Source organism: Microcella alkaliphila, assembly GCF_002355395.1.
In the GTDB taxonomy this organism is placed as follows: domain Bacteria; phylum Actinomycetota; class Actinomycetes; order Actinomycetales; family Microbacteriaceae; genus Microcella; species Microcella alkaliphila_A.
Genome location: NZ_AP017315.1, coordinates 537,639 through 556,604, shown reverse-complemented (window position 1 = coordinate 556,604; position 18,966 = coordinate 537,639). Strand labels below are relative to the sequence as shown.

Genomic DNA, 18,966 nt, shown 5'->3' with positions numbered 1-18,966 from the left:
ATCGACTGGATTCAACTTCTCGGTAACTCCGCTCAGCAGATTCTGAGCCCCGTCACGGCGGCGTACGCGCTCGCCGCTCTCGGCCTCGCCATCCACTTCGGGTACACGGGCCTGCTGAACTTCGGCCAGGCGGGCTTCATGGCCCTTGGCGCCTATGGATACGGCATCTCGACGCTCACGTTTGGTTTCCCCTGGTGGGCGGCCCTGCTCGTGGGTGTGGGCGTGTCGATCATCTTCGCGCTGATCTTGGGTGTGCCCACGCTACGGCTGCGCGCTGACTATCTGGCAATCGTGACGATTGCGGCGGCCGAGATCGCGCGATTGTTCTTCACGACAAACACGTTCGTTCAGTACACGGGCTCGGCCAACGGCCTGCAGGGGTACAAGGGCAGCTTCGAAGAGGTGAACCCGATCCCGCCCGGACGCTACGGCTTTGGCCCCTTCACCTACAACGAATACGACTGGTGGGTCCGCATCTTCGGGTGGGGCCTCGTGATCATTGCCGCTCTCATCACGTGGCGCCTGATGAAGTCGCCCTGGGGCCGCGTCATCAAGGGAATCCGAGAAGACGAGGATGCCGTACGCGCCCTCGGCAAGAACGTCTACTTCTACAAGATGCAGGCTCTCGTTCTCGGTGGCGTCTTCGGGTCGCTCGCCGGCATGGTGTTCGTCCTCCCCCGCGCGATCGTTCCGTCGAACTTCCAGCCCACGCTGACGTTCTTCATCTACGCAATTCTGCTGCTCGGTGGCGCCGCCACGGTGCTCGGCCCGATCGTCGGCGCGATCGTGTTCTGGGTGGCGCTGAGCTTCTTCTCCGGGTTCGTTGCCCGCGCAGTGGAGGTCGGCTGGCTGCCGTTCATGTCGACCGTTCAGGCTGGCCAGCTGCAGTTCATCCTCGTCGGCATCGTGATCATGCTCTTGGTGGTATTCAGACCACAGGGCATCTTCGGCAACAAGAAGGAGCTGGCTTTTGTCAAGTAGCGACGCCGTGCCCTCGAGCACGCCCACCAAGAGCACCGGCCTGCACATCGGCGAACCCGCTCCCGGGGTGAAGAAAGTCGATCCGATCATCGTCGCCGACCACATCAAGCGCTCGTTCGGCGGCCTGACGGCCGTTGACGTTGAGCACCTCGAGATTCCGCGCGGCGCGATCACGGCGCTGATCGGGCCAAACGGTGCGGGCAAGACGACGCTGTTCAACCTGCTGACCGGCTTCGACAAACCCGACACCGGCGAATGGATCTTCGACGGCAACAGCATCGCCGGGGTGCCCGCCTTCAAGGTGGCGCGTCGCGGTCAGGTGCGAACCTTCCAGCTCACGAAGGCCCTCGGCCTGCTCACCGTTCTCGACAACATGAAGTTGGGCGCGAAGGGTCAGAGCGGCGAGAGCCTGACGAAGGCGATCTTCCCGTGGTTCTGGCGCAAGGAAGAGGAGGAAATCGAAGCGCGCGCACTCGACTTGCTCGCCCGCTTCAAGCTGGATGCCAAGAAGGACGACTACGCCGCGAGTCTCTCGGGCGGACAGCGCAAGCTGCTCGAGATGGCCCGCGCCCTGATGAGCGAGCCCACGCTGGTCATGCTCGACGAGCCCATGGCCGGGGTAAACCCTGCGCTGACGCAGTCGCTGCTCGACCACATCTTGAACCTCAAGACCGAGGGCATGACCGTGCTCTTCGTCGAGCACGACATGCACATGGTGCGCCACATCGCCGACTGGGTTGTGGTGATGGCCGAGGGCAAGGTCGTCGCAGAGGGTGACCCGCACGAGGTCATGAAGAACCCCGCCGTGATCGACGCCTACCTCGGCTCGCACCACGACGAAGACCTGGGCGAGCTCGACCCGAGCATCACCGAAGCAGTGAAGGAGCTGGCGGATGACGACGCCGACGAAATCAAGCACTGAGGCCGGCGGCGCGGTCGTCGACGACCGCAAGGTCGTCGTCCACGTCGACAACGTGACGGCCGGGTACCTGCCCGGGATCAACATCCTCACCGACTGCTCGCTCACCGCGCGTGATGGCGAGCTGATCGGAATCATCGGGCCGAACGGCGCCGGAAAGTCGACGCTGCTGAAGTCGATCTTCGGCCTCGTGAAGGTGCGCTCGGGGTCGATCTCGCTCTACGGCGAAGACATCACGAACCTCAAGGCAAACAAGCTCGTGGCGAAGGGTGTCGGCTTCGTGCCGCAGACGAACAACGTCTTCCCGACGCTCACGATCGAAGAGAACCTTCAGATGGGCATCTTCCTGCGCCCGAAGGACTTCTCGCACCGGCTCGAGTTCGTGGTCAACATCTTCCCCGAGCTCGGCAAGCGCCTGCAGCAGCGGGCCGGTTCACTGTCGGGCGGTGAGCGGCAGATGGTCGCCATGAGCCGCGCGCTCATGATTAGCCCCGAGGTGATCCTGCTCGACGAGCCAAGCGCCGGCCTCTCGCCTGTGCGTCAGGACGAGGCGTTCTTGCGCGTCAAGGAGATCAACAAGGCCGGCGTGACGACCATTATGGTCGAGCAAAACGCGCGCCGCTGCCTGCAGATCTGCGACCGCGGCTACGTGCTGGACCAGGGGAAGGACGCGTACGAGGGAACCGGCCGCGAGCTGCTGAACGACCCGAAGGTTATCGGGCTGTACCTCGGCACCCTCGGGCAGGAATAGCGCCGCAGACGGGCGCACAGCGTCGCAGACGGGGCCCGGGAGGACACGTTGTTCTCCCGGGCCCCGTTTTCATGCGTACGAGCCGCTCAGCGCTCAGCGCGCAGCTGGGCGCCCGTGCACACCTCGCCGGGGTGCCTACGGACGGCGAAGCGTGCAGCGGCACGCCCACGCAGGCCTTACGACCGGCTCCGCGATACGGGGACGGGATAGGGAAAGTCGGCACAGGGAAAGGGCCCCGGGAGCGAACTCCCGGGGCCCTCGTTCAGTCGATCAGACCGAGTGACGAGTCACTTAGTTGATGCGGCTGTAGGTGTTGTCGGCGTTGTACTGGTAGATGCCGATGGTCGCCTCAGTCGGGTCACCGTTCTCATCGAAGGTGATCGGGCCGGAGGGGCCGTCGTAGTCGATCGCTCCGCCACCGGCGAGGATCTCAGCACACTCGACGAACGAGAAGCACTTCTCGCCGTCACCCGAGCCACCCGAAACAGCCTGCAGTTCGCCGGCCATCGCGCTCGCGTCGGTCGAGCCCGCGGCGAGGGCAGCGAGCGCCAGCAGCACGACGGCGTCGTACGACTCAGCGGCGTAGCTGAACTCGGTGAGGGCCGGGTCAACCTCGAGCAGGCGGTCCTGGAAGTCGCCGAGGGTCTCAATGTCGAGGCCGGGCAGCGTGCCCTTGGCGCCCTCGATCAGACCGTCTTCGAACTGGCCAGAGTAGTCGGCGAGGTTACCGTCGACCAGGTACAGCTGCTCGCCCGCGAAGCCCGCGTTGACGAGGGCCGGCAGGGCGAAGGTGGCCTGGTCGAAGGTGATGACCGCAACGGCCTCAGGAGCCGCGGCCGAGAGGGCCGAGACCTGAGCGTCAACGCTGGCGTCACCCTCGTTGAAGAGTTCCTCAGCGACGACGCTTCCGCCGGCGGCTTCGAACGCGGCCTTGGTGGCCTCGGCGAGGCCCGTGCCGTAGGCGTCGTTCAGGACGAGGAGACCGAGCGACTGCGCACCGTCCTCCGCGATGAGGTTTCCGAGCACCTCGCCCTGCAGCAGGTCGCTCGGGGCGGTGCGGAAGTACAGACCGTTGTCGGGATAGTCGGTGAACGTCGGCGACGTGTTGGCCGGCGAGAACTGAATCACGCCAGCACCGGTGATCTGGTCGATGATGGTCAGCGACACGGCGGACGACGCCGCACCAATGATGGCCGACACGTCCTGCGAGAGCAGGTCGGTGACCGACACGGTCGCGATGTCGGTGGTGGTGTCACCCGAGTCACGGAAGATCGCCTCGACGGTGATTCCCGCGTTCGCCGCGTTGATTTCCTGGACGGCGAGCGCAACACCGGCTTCTTCGGGCGGGCCGAGGAAGGCGAGAGCGCCCGACTGCGGCAGGACCGTTCCGACGCGCAGGGTCAGGTCTTCACCCGGGGTGGTGGGGGTCGAGGTGTCAGCTGGCTCGGGTGCTTCCGACTCTGCCGCGCAACCAGCCAGCACAAGCGCGCTGGCGGCGAGGAGGCCGGCGCCTCCGAGGGCAGTGCGGAACCGCGAGCGGGAGGCCGTGATGAATACGCCCATGGTGCTCCTTGGGTTTCGTGTGTTCAGGACACAGCAACGGATTCATTGCCGTGTCCTCAACGTACGGGGCGAATCGACGTCACACAATACGTACGGGTTACATCCCTGTAACGGCCAGAAACGTTACGTAACGCGGGATGCACGCACGGTTTCCGCGCGGAACGCCCGGTTCACGCGACGAATTCCGCACGTGCGTCCGCGCTCGATGGAGCGGTTTCGGATGCCCGTGATCAGTTCGTGAGCAGGATCCCGTCGCGCACCGGCCGATTCTCATCGGTGTACACGGCCAGGCCGAAGGCCGCCTCGTCGAGATCACCGTCGACGCGCATCCCGAGCGGGCCCGAGAGCCCTTCGTAGTTGAGCCCCGCGTCGGGCTCATCGATGAGGAATTGCAGGCACTCGCCGTAGCTGGTGCACGGCGCCCCCTCACGCGCCACCTGCGGGAGGCCGGCGATGATGGATGCTCCCCCGTCGTCGCCGATCACGGTCGCCGCGAGGGCGGCCAACAGTACGGCATCGTAGGCCTCCGGAGCCCAGCGGAACCCGCCGAGGAATGGGTCGGCGAAGCGCAGGCGTTCGACGAACTCGTCGTCGGCGTCGGCGCCGAGGAGCGCGCCTCGCGCGCCCTCGAGCGCGCCCGCGTCGAGCGACCCCGAGTAGTCGGCCGCGGCCGCGGAGGCGAGCCAGAGGCTCGCCGGGCTGAGGCCGGCGTCGAGGAGGTCTGCGAGCATCCCGGCGGTGACGTCGGCGAGCGCGACGCTCGTCGCGACGATGACGGCGTCAGCGTCGGCGACGGTGCTGGCCGCGCCGGTATTCGATGCCGTGACGGTGACGACGGCGGACGAGGCGGTGCCGCTCGCTGCGGCGGCGTCCGCCACACCGTCGGCGATTGCCTCCCCGTAGGCGTCATCAGATGCGATGACGGCAATGCTTGACGCCCCGTCGGCCACCACGGCCTGGCCGATCGTGAGGCCCTGCAGGTAGTCGGTGGCAACGACGCGGGCGAAGTACCCGTCACCGGAGCCATCAATGCCACCCGTCGCACCCGTCGAGATGAGGGCGACGCCGGCCTCGGCGGCGAGCGGCAGTGCCTGCTCGACGAGGGCATCGCTGAACGGACCGATGACGACGTCGACGCCGCGCTCGACGAGGTCGGCGAAGGCCGCCTCGAGCCCGTCGCCCGGCTCAACGCCAGAGTTTCGGTGGAAAACGGTCACGGGCTCATCGAGCACGCCGCCGTTGTCGTTGAGTTCGCGGACGGCGACCTCGACGGCGGCGATCTGCGCAGCCGCGACGCCCGCGGTGTCTCCATCGGTCGGCAACAGCGTGCCGATGATCAGGCGGCCATCGCCGCTCGGTGCGACCTCGCGGAAGGGGGTCGGCGATGGGGCAGGCTCGCTCGGAACCGGCATGGGCTCGGGCTCGTCGGCCGTGCACCCGGTCAGCACGAGGGCGGCCGCGGCAAGGGCGGCGGGCAGCGCCAGGCGCGCAGCGCGGTTGGGGTGCGAGCGGCGAGCGTCAGCGGTGCGGCGCATCAGGGTCCTTCCCGGAAAGTCTCTAGCGCCGGAAGACTACCCGCCCGCGGGCCTCATCGAGGCGAGCCGTGCGGGCGTCACGCTTCGCGAATCGTTCACACGGTTTGCACGGGGCCCGTCAACGGCGCGGGGTCGGCGGCCGCGCCGCGCAGGGCTCGCCGCCGCTGGCGGACGGCGTCGGCGGTCAGCACCATGAGGGCGACCCAGACGAGAGCGAAGCCGACCCAGCGTTCGAGCGGCATCGGTTCGAGCATGACGAACACGCCGAACAGGAACTGCAGGATCGGCGCGAAGTACTGGAAGAACCCCAGAAGCGTCAGCGGCAGGCGTCTGGCGGCGGCCGCGAACAAGAGGAGGGGCACCGCGGTCACCACTCCCGCGAGTCCCAACAGCACGCCGTGGCCGAGACCCTCACGCCCCATCGTGAGCCCGTCGAAGAACAGGGCGACGACGAAGAGTTCGGCGACCGCGAGGGGCACGAGCCACGCCGACTCGAGGGTGAGGCCCGCGACCGCCGTGACCTGCCTGCCCATGCGGTTCTTGACGAAGCCGTAGAAGCCGAACGAGAAGGCGAGCACCAGGGCGATCCAGGGAAGCCGGCCGTAGCCGACGGTCAGGACGATGACGGCGACGACGCTGATGCCGACCGCGACCCACTGCACGGGCCGCAGGCGCTCACGGAGGAAGATGACGCCGAGCGCGATCGACACGAGCGGGTTGATGAAGTACCCGAGCGCCGCCTCGACGATGAACCCGTTGAGGGACCCGTACAGGTACACGTGCCAGTTGATGCCGATCAGGACCGCGGTCACGGCGCTCAGCCCGAGCAGGCGACGATCACGGACGATCCCGGCAAGCAGGGCCAGGGTGCGGGTCGCGGTCAGCAGGATCAGACAGAAGACAAGGGAGAGCAGGATTCGCCAGGCCACAATCTCGATCGCCCCGGAGGGTTGCAGCGCGATGAAGTAGACCGGCAGAAGGCCCCAGAGCCCGTACGCACCGGCGGCGAAAGCAAACCCCCGGCTCTTCTCGCGCTGGTCGCTCACATCGTCACTCTAGGCGAGGAAACGAAAGGCCCCCGACCGCGAGGGTCGGGGGCCTGATTCGTGGATGCGCGGGGTGCGCTTAGCGGACGACGACCGCCAGCACGTCGCGAGCCGACAGCACGAGGAACTCCTCGCCGCCGTACTTGACCTCGGTGCCGCCGTACTTCGAGTACAGCACGCGGTCGCCGACGGCGACGTCGAGCGGGACGCGGTTGCCGTTGTCGTCAATGCGGCCGGGGCCGACGGCGACGACTTCACCCTCCTGGGGCTTTTCCTTCGCAGTGTCGGGGATCACGAGACCCGACGCGGTGGTCTGCTCTGCCTCGACCTGCTGGATGACGATGCGATCTTCGAGCGGCTTGATGGAGACCGACACGGTTGACCTCTTCTTTCTTACGACGATGAGGGAAGTAATTGGCACACTCGCCTGTCGAGTGCCAGAGATAACTGTATCGAAGGCGTTAGCACTCATGCAATCCGAGTGCCAGCCAACCGCGAACTGGCAGGATCGCTCGTATGGATGCGGCCGAACTACGCGAGCTACTCACCTCGGAGGCGCTGCGCCTGCTCGACGCGCTACCCGAATCCGACTCCCCCACTGACGCCGTCGCACTCGTCTCAGTTCTCCGCAAGGAGGGGCACTCAGCCGCGCGCGTCGCCGCAGTACTCACCCAATACCGGCTTCGCCGGAAGGCGCGGGCCAAGTTCGGCCCCTTCGCCGATCGCATGCTGTTCACCGAGGCGGGGCTCGAGCAGGCCTCGCGCCTGCGGGTCGCCGCCCAGCACGCAGGCCGCTTCGCCCGCGCCGGTCTCACCCGGGTCGCCGATCTCGGCTGCGGTGTCGGCGGCGACGCCCTCGCGCTCTCCTCGCTCGACTTCACCGTCACGGCGGTCGAGCGCGACCCCGCCACCGCCGCCGTCGCCGGCTACAACCTCGCGCCGTTTCCGAACGCGTCCGTCGTGAACGCCGACCTCGCCGACGTCGACCTCACCGACGTCGACGCGCTCTGGCTCGACCCGGCCCGCCGCTCGGGCGCTCGCAAGCTCAGCCGTCCCGATGACTGGTCGCCGTCGCTCGACGTCGCGCTCGACCTGTCGCGGCGACTCCCCACCGGCATCAAGCTCGCCCCCGCAATGGACCGCGGCCTCATTCCCGACAGCCACGAAGCGCAGTGGGTAAGCGACGGCGGCGACGTCGTCGAGGTGGTGCTCTGGTCGGGGGCGCTCGCCCGCAACGGCATCCGCCGGGCAGCCCTCGTGCTCGCCGCCGACGGCAGTGCCCACGAGCTCACGGCGGAGGCCGACAGTGCCGACGAAGAGACGGGCCCGCTCGGCGAGTACCTGTACGAGCCCGACGGGGCCGTCATTCGGGCGCGCCTGATCGGCGACCTGGCGCGGTCTCTGGATGCTCGCCCCGTGCATCCGACAATCGCCTACCTCTCGAACGATCGCCTCACGCCGACACCGTTCGCGGCCGCGTTCCGCGTGCGCGAGCGCTGGCCGCTCAAGAAGGCCGTGATCGCACGCGGCCTCGCCGAGAGGGGAATCGGCACGGTCGAGATCAAGAAGCGCGGGGTCGACATCGACCCGGCCGAGTTCCGGAAGGCGCTTAAGCCGAAGGGGGACGCGTCAGCGACGCTGATCCTCACCCGGGTCGGGGCCGAACGGGTCGCCCTGCTCGTCGACCGCGTCTGAGTCGCCCGGGCGAGCGGCGCCGGGCGGAGGCACCACCTCACGGATCGAGCGACCCTTCACCAGGCGATAGACCACCCGCACGACGATCGTCGCCACGATGACGAGGATCGCGCCGAGGAAGATCCACTGCCCGACGGTCGCGAACGACACCGCCAGGCCGGACGAGGCCGCCAGCACTGCGCGACTAGAAGGTGCCGGTCGTGCCGAGCGCGCCGAGCCCTATGAAGATCATCACGAACGGGATCAGAATCAGCAGGCCGATCAAGATCGACAGAGCCAGGCCGACGTAGCTGGTGATCAGGCCGCCGAGGGCGAGGCCGCGGGCGTGCGGCTCGCGCTTCAGCGCCATGTGCCCGGTGACCACACCGGCGATCGCGGGCAGGAGGCCCAGCACGAAGAACGACAGCACGACGCCCGAAATACCGGTGACGAGCGAGACAATCGCGAGGGTCTGCTTGGGGGCCGCGGGGGCGCCGCCGTAGGCGGGACCCGCTGCGGGCTCTGCGGGCGGCGGTGCGTAGGGGTTGGCGGCGACAGGCTCGGGCGTGACGTCGGCAGCAGGCTCGACGGGTTCGTCGGGGCTGGCGGGGGGCGTGGTGGTCGCCATGGTCGCTCCTTCAGTCGTGGGGCGGGAACGCTCGTGCGATCCCGCTCTTCGACCGTACCGAGTGCGACGGCGGCGCGCGACCCCGTGAACCCTCAGGCTTGGACGACGGTAACGGGCAACGTCGAATCGGCGGCGACATCGAGCGACGACGGCGCGTGCCCCGCCATGATGCGCTGGGCGGCGATGGCCGCGATCATTGCCCCGTTGTCGGTGCACAACGACAGGGGCGGGATGCGCAGGGCAACCCCCGCGGCCTTCGCCCGCTCGGCGGCCAACTCGCGCACGCGGGCATTCGCCACCACTCCCCCACCGAGCAGCAGGCGGGGCACACCGAGATCACGGCACGCCGCGATCGCCTTGGCGGTGAGCACGTCGGCGACCGCCTCACGGAAGGAGGCCGCAATGTCGGCGACGGGTACGTCGAGGCCGTCGTCGCGCATCCGTTCGACGTGGCGGGCAACGGCAGTCTTGAGCCCTGAGAACGAGAAGTCGTAGCGGTGCTTCTCGAGGTCTTTGGGCAGCGTAAGGCCGCGCGGAAAGCGCACGGCCCGGGGGTCGCCCGTGGCCGCCGCCCGGTCGATGTGCGGACCGCCCGGGTAGGGCAGGCCGAGCAGACGCGCCACCTTGTCGAAGGCCTCGCCCGCCGCGTCGTCGATGGTCTCGCCCAGCAGTTCGACGTCATGCGTGAGGCTGCGAACGTGCAGCAGGCTCGTGTGCCCGCCCGAGACGAGGAGCGCGATGGTGGGAAGCTCGAGCTCGCCCTCGTCGTCGCGCAGAAGGTCGGCGCCGACGTGCCCAACCAGGTGGTTGACGGCGTAGAAGGGCTTGTCGAGCGCGACGGCGAGCGCCTTCGCCGCGCCCACGCCGACCATCAGGGCACCGGCGAGCCCCGGCCCACTCGTCACGGCGATCGCGTCGACGTCGGCGAGCGCGACTCCCGCCGTCTCGAGCGCCTGCTCGATCGTCGGGGTGAGCGCCTCGAGGTGCGCGCGGGCCGCTACCTCGGGCACGACACCGCCGAAGCGGGCGTGTTCGTCCATCGAGCTGGCGATGGTGTTCGCGAGCAGCTCCGTGCCGCGCACGATGCCGACTCCGGTCTCGTCGCAACTCGTCTCGATTCCGAGGACCAACGGATTGTCGGTGTTCACGCGACCCCCTCAACCGGTGCGATGTTCGCCCGCATGACCACGGCATCCACGTCGTCGGGCTGGTAGTAGCGGGGCCGCACGCCGATCTCGACGAAGCCGTGCCGCTCGTACAGGGCCCGGGCACCCGGGTTGTCGGCCCGCACCTCGAGGAACACTTCGCGCGCGCCGCGGCCGCGCGCCGCGGTGAGCAGCTGCTCGACGAGCAGGGTGCCGATACCGAGTCGTCGGTGGGTGCCGTCGACCGCGATGGTCTGGATGTCGGCCTGGTCGGCCCCGCTCGGCGCGCTCAGGCCCGCGTAGCCGACGAGCTCGTCATCAGAGTGCACCACGAGGTAGAGGGTGTGCGGCGAGGCGAGTTCGGCGAGCATGGCGTCACGGCTCCACGCGTCGCCGGGGAAGGTCGCGGTCTCAAGCGCCATGATCGCGTCGAGGTCGCTCACCTCGGCGTCGCGCAGCCGGATGCTCGGGGCTCCGGTCACGACGTCACCCTCTTCGGCCCCGTGGGCATCGTCACGTCGGGGGCGCGCAGGTAGAGCGGTTGCGGGTCGGGGAACGTCGCGCCCGCGGCGAGCCGTGCCGCCGCGACGTGCGCGAGCGCGGTCGCCGGAATCTCGGTCACCTCGTAGAGCACGACGCCCTCATCGGGCGCGAAGCCGAGCCGCGGTTCGAGACGCGCCGGGCGCACGACGCTCGGCACCGGCAAGGCGGCCGCGTACTCGGTGACGGCGACTTCGCGACGGCGGGCGTCGGTGACGACGCAGAAGCGGCCGGCCGCGACGCCGCCCTCGATGAGGTCGAGCGCGACGGCATCGTGGCTCGGCACCGGCAGCAGCGGCACCCCCCGAGCGATCGCCACGGCGCGGGCGGCGGCGATGCCGACGCGCAGGCCCGTGAACGGGCCGGGGCCGATCCCGGTGACGACGCCGGTCAGCGGGTCGGCGTCACCGCCCGCCGCCGCCGCGTCGGCGCCCGCAAGCACCTCCGCGAGGAATGGCCCAATCACCTCCGCGTGCCGACGCGTGTCGGCCGTCGAGCGCTCGGCGAGAACGCGGCCATCCCCGGCCACGGCTGCGACGGCCGTGCCGGCAGACGTGTCGATCGCGAGCAGCACGACTAGAGCCTAGGCAATCGCGTCGAGCAGTTCGGCGCCGCGGGGGCCGACCGCGCGGAAACGCACGATGCGCGGTTCGGCGAGCTCAGCATCCGGATCAATGTCCTCGTCGGATGCTCGGGGCGCGTCCCCGACGCCCGCCCCGCCGCCGACGGGCCGCTCGATGACCAGCTCGAGCCACTCGTCGCAGATGGCGTCGACGAGGCCGGCGCCCCACTCGATGACCGTGATGGACGCGGCCAGGTCGAGGTCGAGGTCGTCGAGTTCGGCGGCGTCGGAGAGTCGGTAGGCGTCGACATGCACGAGGGGCGCGCCGGCCCCGCGGGGGTGGGTGCGGGCGAGCACGAAGGTGGGGCTGGTGACCGCGCCGCGCACGCCGAGGGCCTCGCCGAGGCCGCGCGTGAAGGTGGTCTTGCCCGCCCCGAGCTCGCCGGTGAGCACGAGCACGTCGCCCGCACGCAACTGGGCCGCGACGCGGGCACCGAACGCGTGCATGGCCTCGGGGTCGGCGATTGTCAGCGCGGGGGGCTGCGGCGAGGTCTTCGCCGCGGGCGCGCCCGTCATGCGCGGGTTCTCGTCACGCGGCGACCCAGGCGGGTGACGATCTCGTAGCCGATCGTGCCAGCGGCGTCGGCCCAGTCGACGGCCGAAGGCGCCCCGGTGGTGCGGGGGTCGCCGAAGAGGATGGCGCGGTCACCGACGGACACGGGGTGGTCGCCGGCGTCGACGACGAACTGGTCCATGGCGACGCGGCCGACCACGGGCATCCGGTGGTCGCCGACGAGGACGGAGGCGCCGTCGGTATGACGCGGAATGCCGTCGGCGTAGCCGAGAGGCACGAGCGCGAGCGTCGTCGGGCGGGCGGTGCGGTAACGGTAGCCGTACGAGACGCCGCTGCCGGCGGGCACGCGCTTGACGTGAACGATCTCGGCGCTGAGTTCCATCGCGGGAGTGAGCGGCAGGTCACGGTGGTGGTCTTCCGGCGGCAGTCCGTAGATCGAGATGCCGAGCCGCACCATGTCGTAGCGCGCCGCGGGGTGGTCGAGGGCGCCGGCCGACGCGGCGAGGTGACGCAGCCCCGGGTCGAGGTTCGCGGCGCGCACGGCGTCGACGAACTCTTCGAACGCGACGATCTGCGCGCGGTCCTCGTCGGGCGACGTGTTCGACAGGTGGCTGAAGACGCCGCCGAGTCGGAGGCCGTCGTGGTGAACGGCGTGCGCGAGCTCGTCGACGAACAGAGCCCACTCGTCGCGGGCGACGCCGTTGCGCGACAGCCCGGTATCAACCTTCACGTGGATGGTGCCGCGGTGCCCCGCGTCGGCAGCCTGACGCAGCTGCGCGATCGAGTTGACGCCGACCATGATGCCGGCCTCCGCCGCAGCGGCAAGGTCGGCGCCGCTCGGGTGGATCCACGCGAGCACGGGAGCGTCGATACCGGCCGCGCGCAGCTCGAACGCCTCCTCGAGGTCGGCGACGCCCAGCATGTCGGCGCCCGCTTCCAGAGCGGCGCGAGCCGCGAGGATGGCGCCGTGTCCGTAGCCGTCGGCCTTCACCACGGCCATGGCGCGCGGGGCCGGGGCGAGTTTGCGCATCACCTCGACGTTCTGCGCGATCGCCTGGCGCGAGATTCGCGCTTCGCGGAAGGGCCGGCTCACGGCGCCGTCTCCGCCACCACGAAGGCGATCGCCGCCCCCGCGTCATGCGACATCGACACGTGCAGTCGCGCGATACCGCGAGAGAGCGCGATCTCGGCGGCGCGACCACTCAGGGCGACATCGGGATTGCCCTCGGAATCGGAGACGATGCGCATGTCGTGCCAGCGAACGCCGTCGGTCGCGCCGAGAGCCTTCATCACCGCCTCCTTCGCAGCGAATCGGCCGGCGAGCGAGCGCACCGGTCGGTCGCGTTCCGACTCGGCGAAGAGCCGCTCTCGCAGCCCGGGAGTGCGGGTGAGCGCGCGGTCGAAGCGGGCAAGGTCGACGATGTCGACACCCACTCCGACGATCACCGCACCCTCCCGCCCGTACCGAAACGACCCGCGGCCTACTCGACCGTGACCGACTTGGCGAGGTTGCGCGGCTGATCGACATCGAGACCCTTCGCCGCCGCCAATTCCATGCCGAAAAAGTGCAGCGGAACAACGGCGAGCAGCGGCTCGAAGAACGGCGACGCGAGCGGAATGCGAATGACCTCGTCGGCGTGCGGCAAGACGGCGACGTCACCGGCCTCGGCGATCGCGATGACGCGCGCACCGCGGGCACGAATCTCTTGGATGTTCGACACGACTTTGGCGTGCAGTGAACGCTTATCGCGCGGGCTCGGCACGATCACGAACACGATCTGGCCGGGCTCGATCAACGCGATCGGACCGTGCTTCAGCTCGCCGGCGGCGAACCCTTCGGCATGGATGTACGCGAGCTCTTTCAGCTTCAGCGCACCTTCCAGCGCGATCGGGTAGCCGACGTGGCGGCCGAGGAACAGCACCGAGCGGGTGTCCGCCATCCAGTGGGCGAGTTCGGCGATGCGCTCGCCGCTCGCGATGACCTCGCGAAGCTGGTCGGGCACCTTCTGGAGGTCGGCGACGAGCCCGCGTACGGCATCCGCCGACAGCGTCTCGCGCACGTGCGCGAGCTGCAGACCGAACAGGTAACAGGCGGTGATCTGTGCAACAAACGCCTTGGTCGAGGCGACCGCGACCTCGGGGCCAGCGTGCGTGTACACAACGGCGTCGGACTCGCGCGGGATCGTCGCTCCCTGCGTGTTACAGATCGACAGCGTGCGCGCGCCCTGCTCGCGGGCGTACTTGACCGCCATGAGCGTGTCCATCGTTTCGCCCGACTGGCTGATCGACACGACCAGCGTGTTCGGCGACAGCACCGGCTCGCGATAGCGGAACTCGTGGGCGAGCTCGACGTCGACGGGCACGCGCGCCCACTGCTCGATGGCGTACTTGCCGACCATGCCGGCGTACGCGGCCGTGCCGCAGGCGATGATGAGCACGCGATCTATCGAGCGCAGTACGTCGTCACCAAGGCCGTCGAGCTCGGGAATGTGTACGAGGCCGTCCGTCACCCGGCCGCGGATCGTGTTGGCCACCGCGTCGGGCTCTTCGCTGATCTCCTTCGCCATGAAGCTCGACCAGCCGCCCTTGTCGGCGGCGGAGGCGTCCCAGTCGACCTCGAACCGGCGCGACTCGACGGGGTTGCCGTCGAAGTCGACGACCTCGACACTGCCGGGGCGGATCGTGACGAGCTGGTCCTGGCCGATCTCCATGGCCTGCTTCGTGTAGGCGACGAACGCGGCGACGTCCGAACCGAGGAAGTTTTCGCCCTCCCCGAGGCCCACGACGAGCGGGGAGTTCCGGCGAGCGCCGACCACGACGTCGGGCTCGTCAGCGTGCACGGCGAGCAGCGTGAAGGCGCCCTCGAGCCGGTTGACGACGGCGAGCATCGCGGCGGTCAGGTCGTGGGTGTCGCGGTACGCCTCGCCGACAAGCAGCGCCGCGACCTCCGAGTCGGTCTCGCTCGCGAAGGTGTGACCCCGCTCGGCGAGCTCGGCCTTCAGCTCGCTGAAGTTCTCGATGATGCCGTTGTGAATGAGTGCCAGCTTGCCGCCGTCGCCGAGGTGCGGGTGCGCGTTGCCGTCGGTCGGGCCGCCGTGCGTCGCCCAGCGCGTGTGGCCGATACCCGTCTGGCCGTCGGCGATGGGATGCGCGGACAGCTCGTCGGTCAGATTGCCCAGCTTTCCTGCACGCTTCGCGGTGCCCAGTTCGCCGCCCGCGGCGATCACGGCGACGCCCGCCGAGTCATAGCCGCGGTACTCGAGCCGCTTCAGCCCACCCAGCAGAACGTCCAGACTTCCGCGCTGGCCGACGTATCCCACAATTCCACACATGCGCTCGATTCTAGGGCGAGGGGGCCACGCGCCATGTCCCGGTACTGTGGTGCGAATGGTCGAGGCGCATCAGGCCCCCGGGCGCGACAACGGCACCGGCCCGTCCCCTCGCGAGCAGAGCCCGTTCGCGGAACTGGATCGCGCTCGGTGGTCAGCGCTTGCTCCCGCGACGCCACAGCCGCTCACGGAGCATGAACTCATCGGCCTGCGCGGTCTCGGCGACCAGCTTGACCTGCGCGAAGTGGCCGAGGTGTATCAACCACTCAGCCGGCTCCTGAACCTGTACGCCGCCGGCGCCCGCGATCTGCACACCGCGACGCGCGAGTTTCTCGGTGACCGCGGTCCGCGCACTCCGTTCGTCATCGGCGTCGCCGGCTCCGTGGCGGTCGGCAAGTCGACCATCGCGCGCCTCTTGCGCGAGCTCCTGTCACGGTGGGACGACACCCCTCGCGTCGAGCGCGTCACCACTGACGGATTCCTGCTGCCGACGGCCGAGCTCTCGCGGCGCGGCATCCTGCACCGCAAGGGGTTCCCCGAGAGCTACGACCGTCGGGCGCTGTTGCGGTTCGTGTCACGCATCAAAGCGGGCGCCGAGGAGGTGCGAGCACCGGTGTACTCGCACCTGTCGTACGACATCATCCCCGGCGCCGAAATCATCGTGCGCCGTCCCGACATCCTGATCGTCGAGGGCCTGAATGTCTTGCAGCCGCCTGGACCGGGCGCATCCCTCGCGGTCAGCGACCTGTTCGACTTCACCGTCTATGTGGATGCCCGCACGAGCGACATCGCCGACTGGTACGAACAGCGCTTCCTCAAGTTACAACGAGGCGCCTTCAGTGACCCGCGCAGCTACTTCCACCGCTATGCGAGCCTCAGCGAGGACGAGGCGCGCATCACGGCGCGGCGCATCTGGGGCGACATCAACGAGCCGAACCTGACGCAGAACATCCTGCCGACGCGCGCCCGCGCATCCCTCGTCTTGCGGAAGGAACGCGACCACACCGTGTCGACCGTGCTGCTGAGGAAGATCTGATGGCCGAGCCGAACGCCTACACCCTGGGGCACCACGACAGTGTGCTCGCCGTGCACCGCTGGCGCACGATCGCGAACTCCGCGGCATACCTGGAGCCGGAGTTGGTCCCGGGACGGACCCTGCTGGATGTGGGATGCGGCCCGGGGACGGTTACCGTCGAGTTCGGCCAGCGCCTCGGAGACGACAGCGTCACCGGGGTCGACATGTCCGACACCGCGATCGCCGCCGCCCGAGCCTTCGCTGCGGCGTCGGGGTCCGCCGTGCGGTTCGACACCGCCGATGCGCTCGCACTGCCCTTCGACGCGGAATCTTTCGACATCGTGCACACCCACCAGACGCTGCAGCACGTGCCCGACCCGGTCGCCATGCTGCGCTCGATGTCACGCGTCGCGCGACCCAGTGGTGTCATCGCCGCGCGCGAGGTCGACTACGGCGCGACGACCTGGTACCCGCTCCTGCCCGCTCTCGATGAGTGGCTGGAGCTGTACCGGCGTGTGCATCGCGCCACGAGCGGCGAACCCGACGCCGCCCGACACCTCGTCGCCTGGGCCCGGGCTGCCGGGTTGCAGAACATTCGCGTCTCGGGCTCGACCTGGGTTTTTGCGATGCCTGAAGAGCGCGCCTGGTGGGGTGGCGCCTGGGCTGTTCGCGCCGTGGAATCCGACTTCGCGAAGCACGCGATCGACGGCGGGCACGCGAGCTCCGCCGACCTCGCCCGCATCAGCGCAGCCTGGCGCGAGTGGGCCGAGCACGACGATGCGTGGTTCAGCATGACGCACGGCGAACTGCTCGCCGCGCCGTCCCCCGCCGAGACGCCCTAGACCGCGAGCTTGGCCTTCACGACCGCGGCGAGGCGGTCGGCCATCGCCCGGGCGGTCGCGTCGTCCGCGGCCTCGACCATGACGCGCACCATCGGCTCGGTTCCGCTCGCCCGCAGCAGCACGCGGCCGCTGTCACCGAGCTCCGCTTCAACCTCGGCGACCGCCGCGGCGATTCCGTCGTGACCCTCGAGCCTGGTGCGATCGACGCCGCGCACGTTCTCGAGCACCTGTGGGAAGACGGTCATCACCGAGGCGAGTTCCTCGAGGGTCTTCCCGGTGCGCGCCATTTCTGCGGCCAGCTGCAGGCCGGTCAGGATGCCGTCGCCCGTGGTGGCGTGGTCGCTCATGATGACGTGGCCCGACTGCTCGCCCCCGAGCGACAGTCCGTGCTCGGCGAGCGCCTCCAGCACGTAGCGGTCGCCCACCTTCGTCTCCACCAGCTCGATGTCGTTGCTGCGCATCGCTCGCTTCAGCCCCAGGTTGCTCATGACGGTGACGGCGAGGGTGTCTTTCGCGAGCATCCCACGTCGCTTCATCGACAGCGCGAGGATCGCCATGATCTGGTCTCCGTCGACGACCTGGCCCCGCGCATCCACGGCGAGGCAGCGGTCGGCGTCGCCGTCGTGCGCGATTCCGAGGTCAGCGCCCGCCTCCACGACTGCACGCTGAAGCGGGGCCAGATAAGTCGAGCCCACGCCATCGTTGATGTTGAGCCCGTTCGGGTCAGCGCCAATAAGGGTCACGCGAGCGCCCGCATCAGTGAAGGCCTGGGGGGAGACGGCCGATGCGGCTCCATGCGCGCAGTCGAGCACGACATGCAGACCGGCGAGCGATACGTCAACCGTCGACAGGAGATGAAGGAGGTAGCGATCCTCCGCGTCAGCAAAACGGCGAATGCGCCCTACACCCCCGCCGACGGGGGCCAGCTTCTGCTCCTCCAATGCCCATTCGATGCGGTCTTCGACCTCGTCAGGCAACTTGGTTCCGCCGTAGGAGAAAAACTTGATGCCGTTATCGGGCATCGCGTTGTGGGAGGCCGACACCATCACGCCGAAATCGACGCCCGCATCGCTCACGAGGAAGGCCGCGGCCGGTGTCGGGATGACGCCCGCGTCGAGCACATCGATGCCGCTGGACGCGAGCCCCGCAGCGACGGCCGCCGTCAGAAACTCGCCCGACACACGCGGGTCGCGTGCAACCACCGCGGTCGGGCGCTTGCCCTGTGCGCGCAACTCGTCAGCGTGACGCCCCTGGGTCAGGACCCACGCAGCAGCCTGAGACAGGCCGAGGGCCAGCCCGGCGGTGAGATCGCCGTTGGCCAGCCCTCGGACCCCGTCGGTACCGAATAAACGGCCCATGATCGGGATGCTCGTCTCGCGTTAACGCTTCGAGTACTGAGGCGCCTTGCGGGCCTTCTTGAGACCGGCCTTCTTGCGCTCGATGACGCGGGCATCCCGAGTGAGGAAGCCGGCCTTCTTGAGCGCCGGGCGGTTGTTCTCGCGGTCGATCTCGTTGAGAGCACGCGAGATGGCGAGGCGCAGGGCGCCCGCCTGGCCCGAGGGCCCGCCGCCGGTGATGCGTGCCGTCACGTCGTACGAGCCGAGAAGCTCGAGCAGCGTGAAGGGGTCGTTGATCAGCTGCTGGTGCAGCTTGTTCGGGAAGTAGTCCTCGAGGCTGCGGCCGTTGACCGTGAAGGCGCCCGAGCCGGGGACGAGGCGCACGCGGGCGATGGCCTGCTTGCGTCGTCCGACGGCCTGGCCCGAAACGGACAGGACGGGGCGGGGAGCCGACTCGGCCGCGGGGGCCGACGACTCAGTGGTGTAGCTCTCGGGAGCCACGTCGGTAGTGGTGTCGTTCGCCAT

The 18,966-nt window shown here is 69.1% G+C and carries 21 protein-coding genes; 6 read left to right on the top strand and 15 right to left on the bottom strand.

Annotation, left to right across the window (positions count from 1 at the left end; genetic code table 11):
* From CPY97_RS02685 to CPY97_RS02675, 3 genes are read left to right on the top strand one after another with little or no spacing between them, the layout of a single operon-like run.
* On the top strand, positions 1-981 hold the full coding sequence (locus CPY97_RS02685; RefSeq protein WP_173826899.1) for a branched-chain amino acid ABC transporter permease: 981 nt from the start codon (positions 1-3) through the stop codon (positions 979-981).
* Positions 982-988: 7 nt separating this feature from the next.
* Positions 989-1,903, top strand: a complete 915-nt coding sequence (locus CPY97_RS02680) for an ABC transporter ATP-binding protein (protein ID WP_231924014.1) — start codon at positions 989-991, stop codon at positions 1,901-1,903.
* Positions 1,875-2,651: an ABC transporter ATP-binding protein gene (locus tag CPY97_RS02675; protein ID WP_096420612.1), complete on the top strand. Its 777-nt coding sequence runs from the start codon at positions 1,875-1,877 to the stop codon at positions 2,649-2,651. The genes CPY97_RS02680 and CPY97_RS02675 overlap by 29 nt, the downstream gene beginning before the upstream one ends.
* 291 nt (positions 2,652-2,942) lie before the next feature.
* Here the strand turns inward: CPY97_RS02675 and CPY97_RS02670 are convergent, their stop codons facing one another.
* From CPY97_RS02670 to groES, 4 genes are all read right to left on the bottom strand, one after another.
* Complete coding sequence (locus tag CPY97_RS02670; RefSeq protein WP_096420610.1) at positions 2,943-4,214, bottom strand: ABC transporter substrate-binding protein; 1,272 nt, start codon at positions 4,212-4,214, stop codon at positions 2,943-2,945.
* A gap of 230 nt (positions 4,215-4,444) precedes the next feature.
* Positions 4,445-5,749 carry an ABC transporter substrate-binding protein gene (locus tag CPY97_RS02665; RefSeq protein WP_096420608.1) on the bottom strand — a complete coding sequence of 435 codons (1,305 nt, stop codon included), beginning with the start codon at positions 5,747-5,749 and terminating at the stop codon, positions 4,445-4,447.
* Between the two features lie 95 nt (positions 5,750-5,844).
* A complete protein-coding gene (rarD, locus tag CPY97_RS02660; protein ID WP_096420606.1) occupies positions 5,845-6,795 on the bottom strand; it encodes an EamA family transporter RarD in 951 nt (316 codons plus the stop codon).
* 79 nt (positions 6,796-6,874) lie between these two features.
* Positions 6,875-7,171 (bottom strand): co-chaperone GroES, encoded by a 297-nt coding sequence (groES, locus tag CPY97_RS02655; RefSeq protein WP_096420604.1) that lies wholly within the window; start codon positions 7,169-7,171, stop codon positions 6,875-6,877.
* A gap of 140 nt (positions 7,172-7,311) precedes the next feature.
* On the opposite strand from groES, the gene CPY97_RS02650 reads away from it, so the two are divergent.
* Positions 7,312-8,490: a THUMP-like domain-containing protein gene (locus CPY97_RS02650; protein WP_096420602.1), complete on the top strand. Its 1,179-nt coding sequence runs from the start codon at positions 7,312-7,314 to the stop codon at positions 8,488-8,490.
* Here CPY97_RS02650 and CPY97_RS02645 read toward each other — a convergent pair.
* From CPY97_RS02645 to glmS, 9 genes are all read right to left on the bottom strand, one after another.
* Complete coding sequence (locus tag CPY97_RS02645) at positions 8,425-8,667, bottom strand: hypothetical protein (RefSeq protein WP_096420600.1); 243 nt, start codon at positions 8,665-8,667, stop codon at positions 8,425-8,427. The genes CPY97_RS02650 and CPY97_RS02645 overlap by 66 nt on opposite strands.
* Positions 8,668-8,674: 7 nt before the next feature.
* Complete coding sequence (locus CPY97_RS02640; protein WP_096420598.1) at positions 8,675-9,097, bottom strand: DUF4190 domain-containing protein; 423 nt, start codon at positions 9,095-9,097, stop codon at positions 8,675-8,677.
* Positions 9,098-9,189: 92 nt separating this feature from the next.
* The gene (gene tsaD / locus CPY97_RS02635) at positions 9,190-10,245 is read right to left on the bottom strand and encodes a tRNA (adenosine(37)-N6)-threonylcarbamoyltransferase complex transferase subunit TsaD (protein WP_096420596.1); all 1,056 of its coding nucleotides are present in this window, start codon (positions 10,243-10,245) and stop codon (positions 9,190-9,192) included.
* Positions 10,242-10,724, bottom strand: a complete 483-nt coding sequence (gene rimI / locus CPY97_RS02630) for a ribosomal protein S18-alanine N-acetyltransferase (protein WP_231924013.1) — start codon at positions 10,722-10,724, stop codon at positions 10,242-10,244. Before rimI ends, tsaD begins: the two co-directional genes overlap by 4 nt.
* Positions 10,721-11,356 (bottom strand): tRNA (adenosine(37)-N6)-threonylcarbamoyltransferase complex dimerization subunit type 1 TsaB, encoded by a 636-nt coding sequence (tsaB, locus tag CPY97_RS02625; protein ID WP_096420594.1) that lies wholly within the window; start codon positions 11,354-11,356, stop codon positions 10,721-10,723. The genes rimI and tsaB overlap by 4 nt, the downstream gene beginning before the upstream one ends.
* Positions 11,357-11,365: 9 nt before the next feature.
* Positions 11,366-11,920 carry a tRNA (adenosine(37)-N6)-threonylcarbamoyltransferase complex ATPase subunit type 1 TsaE gene (gene tsaE, locus CPY97_RS02620; protein ID WP_197702244.1) on the bottom strand — a complete coding sequence of 185 codons (555 nt, stop codon included), beginning with the start codon at positions 11,918-11,920 and terminating at the stop codon, positions 11,366-11,368.
* Positions 11,917-13,011: an alanine racemase gene (alr, locus tag CPY97_RS02615; protein ID WP_173826854.1), complete on the bottom strand. Its 1,095-nt coding sequence runs from the start codon at positions 13,009-13,011 to the stop codon at positions 11,917-11,919. The genes tsaE and alr overlap by 4 nt, the downstream gene beginning before the upstream one ends.
* On the bottom strand, positions 13,008-13,364 hold the full coding sequence (locus tag CPY97_RS02610; RefSeq protein ID WP_096420592.1) for a holo-ACP synthase: 357 nt from the start codon (positions 13,362-13,364) through the stop codon (positions 13,008-13,010). The genes alr and CPY97_RS02610 overlap by 4 nt, the downstream gene beginning before the upstream one ends.
* A 35-nt stretch (positions 13,365-13,399) precedes the next feature.
* Positions 13,400-15,250, bottom strand: coding sequence for a glutamine--fructose-6-phosphate transaminase (isomerizing) (gene glmS / locus CPY97_RS02605; RefSeq protein ID WP_096420590.1), 1,851 nt, complete (start codon positions 15,248-15,250; stop codon positions 13,400-13,402).
* 55 nt (positions 15,251-15,305) lie between these two features.
* On the opposite strand from glmS, the gene coaA reads away from it, so the two are divergent.
* Together coaA and CPY97_RS02595 are read left to right on the top strand one after the other, a co-directional pair.
* On the top strand, positions 15,306-16,283 hold the full coding sequence (coaA, locus tag CPY97_RS02600) for a type I pantothenate kinase (RefSeq protein WP_096420587.1): 978 nt from the start codon (positions 15,306-15,308) through the stop codon (positions 16,281-16,283).
* Positions 16,283-17,104, top strand: a complete 822-nt coding sequence (locus CPY97_RS02595; protein ID WP_096420585.1) for a class I SAM-dependent methyltransferase — start codon at positions 16,283-16,285, stop codon at positions 17,102-17,104. The genes coaA and CPY97_RS02595 overlap by 1 nt, the downstream gene beginning before the upstream one ends.
* Here the strand turns inward: CPY97_RS02595 and glmM are convergent.
* Both glmM and rpsI read right to left on the bottom strand, forming a co-directional pair.
* Entirely contained in the window at positions 17,101-18,462 is a 1,362-nt protein-coding gene (gene glmM, locus CPY97_RS02590; RefSeq protein ID WP_096420583.1) for a phosphoglucosamine mutase, read from the bottom strand. The two genes, CPY97_RS02595 and glmM, sit on opposite strands and share 4 nt — an antisense overlap.
* Before the next feature lie 21 nt (positions 18,463-18,483).
* Positions 18,484-18,966 (bottom strand): 30S ribosomal protein S9, encoded by a 483-nt coding sequence (rpsI, locus tag CPY97_RS02585; RefSeq protein WP_096420581.1) that lies wholly within the window; start codon positions 18,964-18,966, stop codon positions 18,484-18,486.

What these genes read in the sequence shown, in the direction of transcription:
- CPY97_RS02675 (WP_096420612.1), top strand. Translation starts at nt 1,875, where the DNA reads ATGACGACGCCGACGAAATCAAGCACTGAGGCCGGCGGCGCGGTCGTC.
- CPY97_RS02670 (WP_096420610.1), bottom strand. Translation starts at nt 4,214, where the DNA reads ATGGGCGTATTCATCACGGCCTCCCGCTCGCGGTTCCGCACTGCCCTC.
- CPY97_RS02665 (WP_096420608.1), bottom strand. Translation starts at nt 5,749, where the DNA reads ATGCGCCGCACCGCTGACGCTCGCCGCTCGCACCCCAACCGCGCTGCG.
- CPY97_RS02650 (WP_096420602.1), top strand. Translation starts at nt 7,312, where the DNA reads ATGGATGCGGCCGAACTACGCGAGCTACTCACCTCGGAGGCGCTGCGC.
- CPY97_RS02640 (WP_096420598.1), bottom strand. Translation starts at nt 9,097, where the DNA reads ATGGCGACCACCACGCCCCCCGCCAGCCCCGACGAACCCGTCGAGCCT.
- tsaE (WP_197702244.1), bottom strand. Translation starts at nt 11,920, where the DNA reads ATGACGGGCGCGCCCGCGGCGAAGACCTCGCCGCAGCCCCCCGCGCTG.
- glmS (WP_096420590.1), bottom strand. Translation starts at nt 15,250, where the DNA reads ATGTGTGGAATTGTGGGATACGTCGGCCAGCGCGGAAGTCTGGACGTT.
- coaA (WP_096420587.1), top strand. Translation starts at nt 15,306, where the DNA reads ATGGTCGAGGCGCATCAGGCCCCCGGGCGCGACAACGGCACCGGCCCG.
- CPY97_RS02595 (WP_096420585.1), top strand. Translation starts at nt 16,283, where the DNA reads ATGGCCGAGCCGAACGCCTACACCCTGGGGCACCACGACAGTGTGCTC.
- glmM (WP_096420583.1), bottom strand. Translation starts at nt 18,462, where the DNA reads ATGGGCCGTTTATTCGGTACCGACGGGGTCCGAGGGCTGGCCAACGGC.
- rpsI (WP_096420581.1), bottom strand. Translation starts at nt 18,966, where the DNA reads ATGGCGAACGACACCACTACCGACGTGGCTCCCGAGAGCTACACCACT.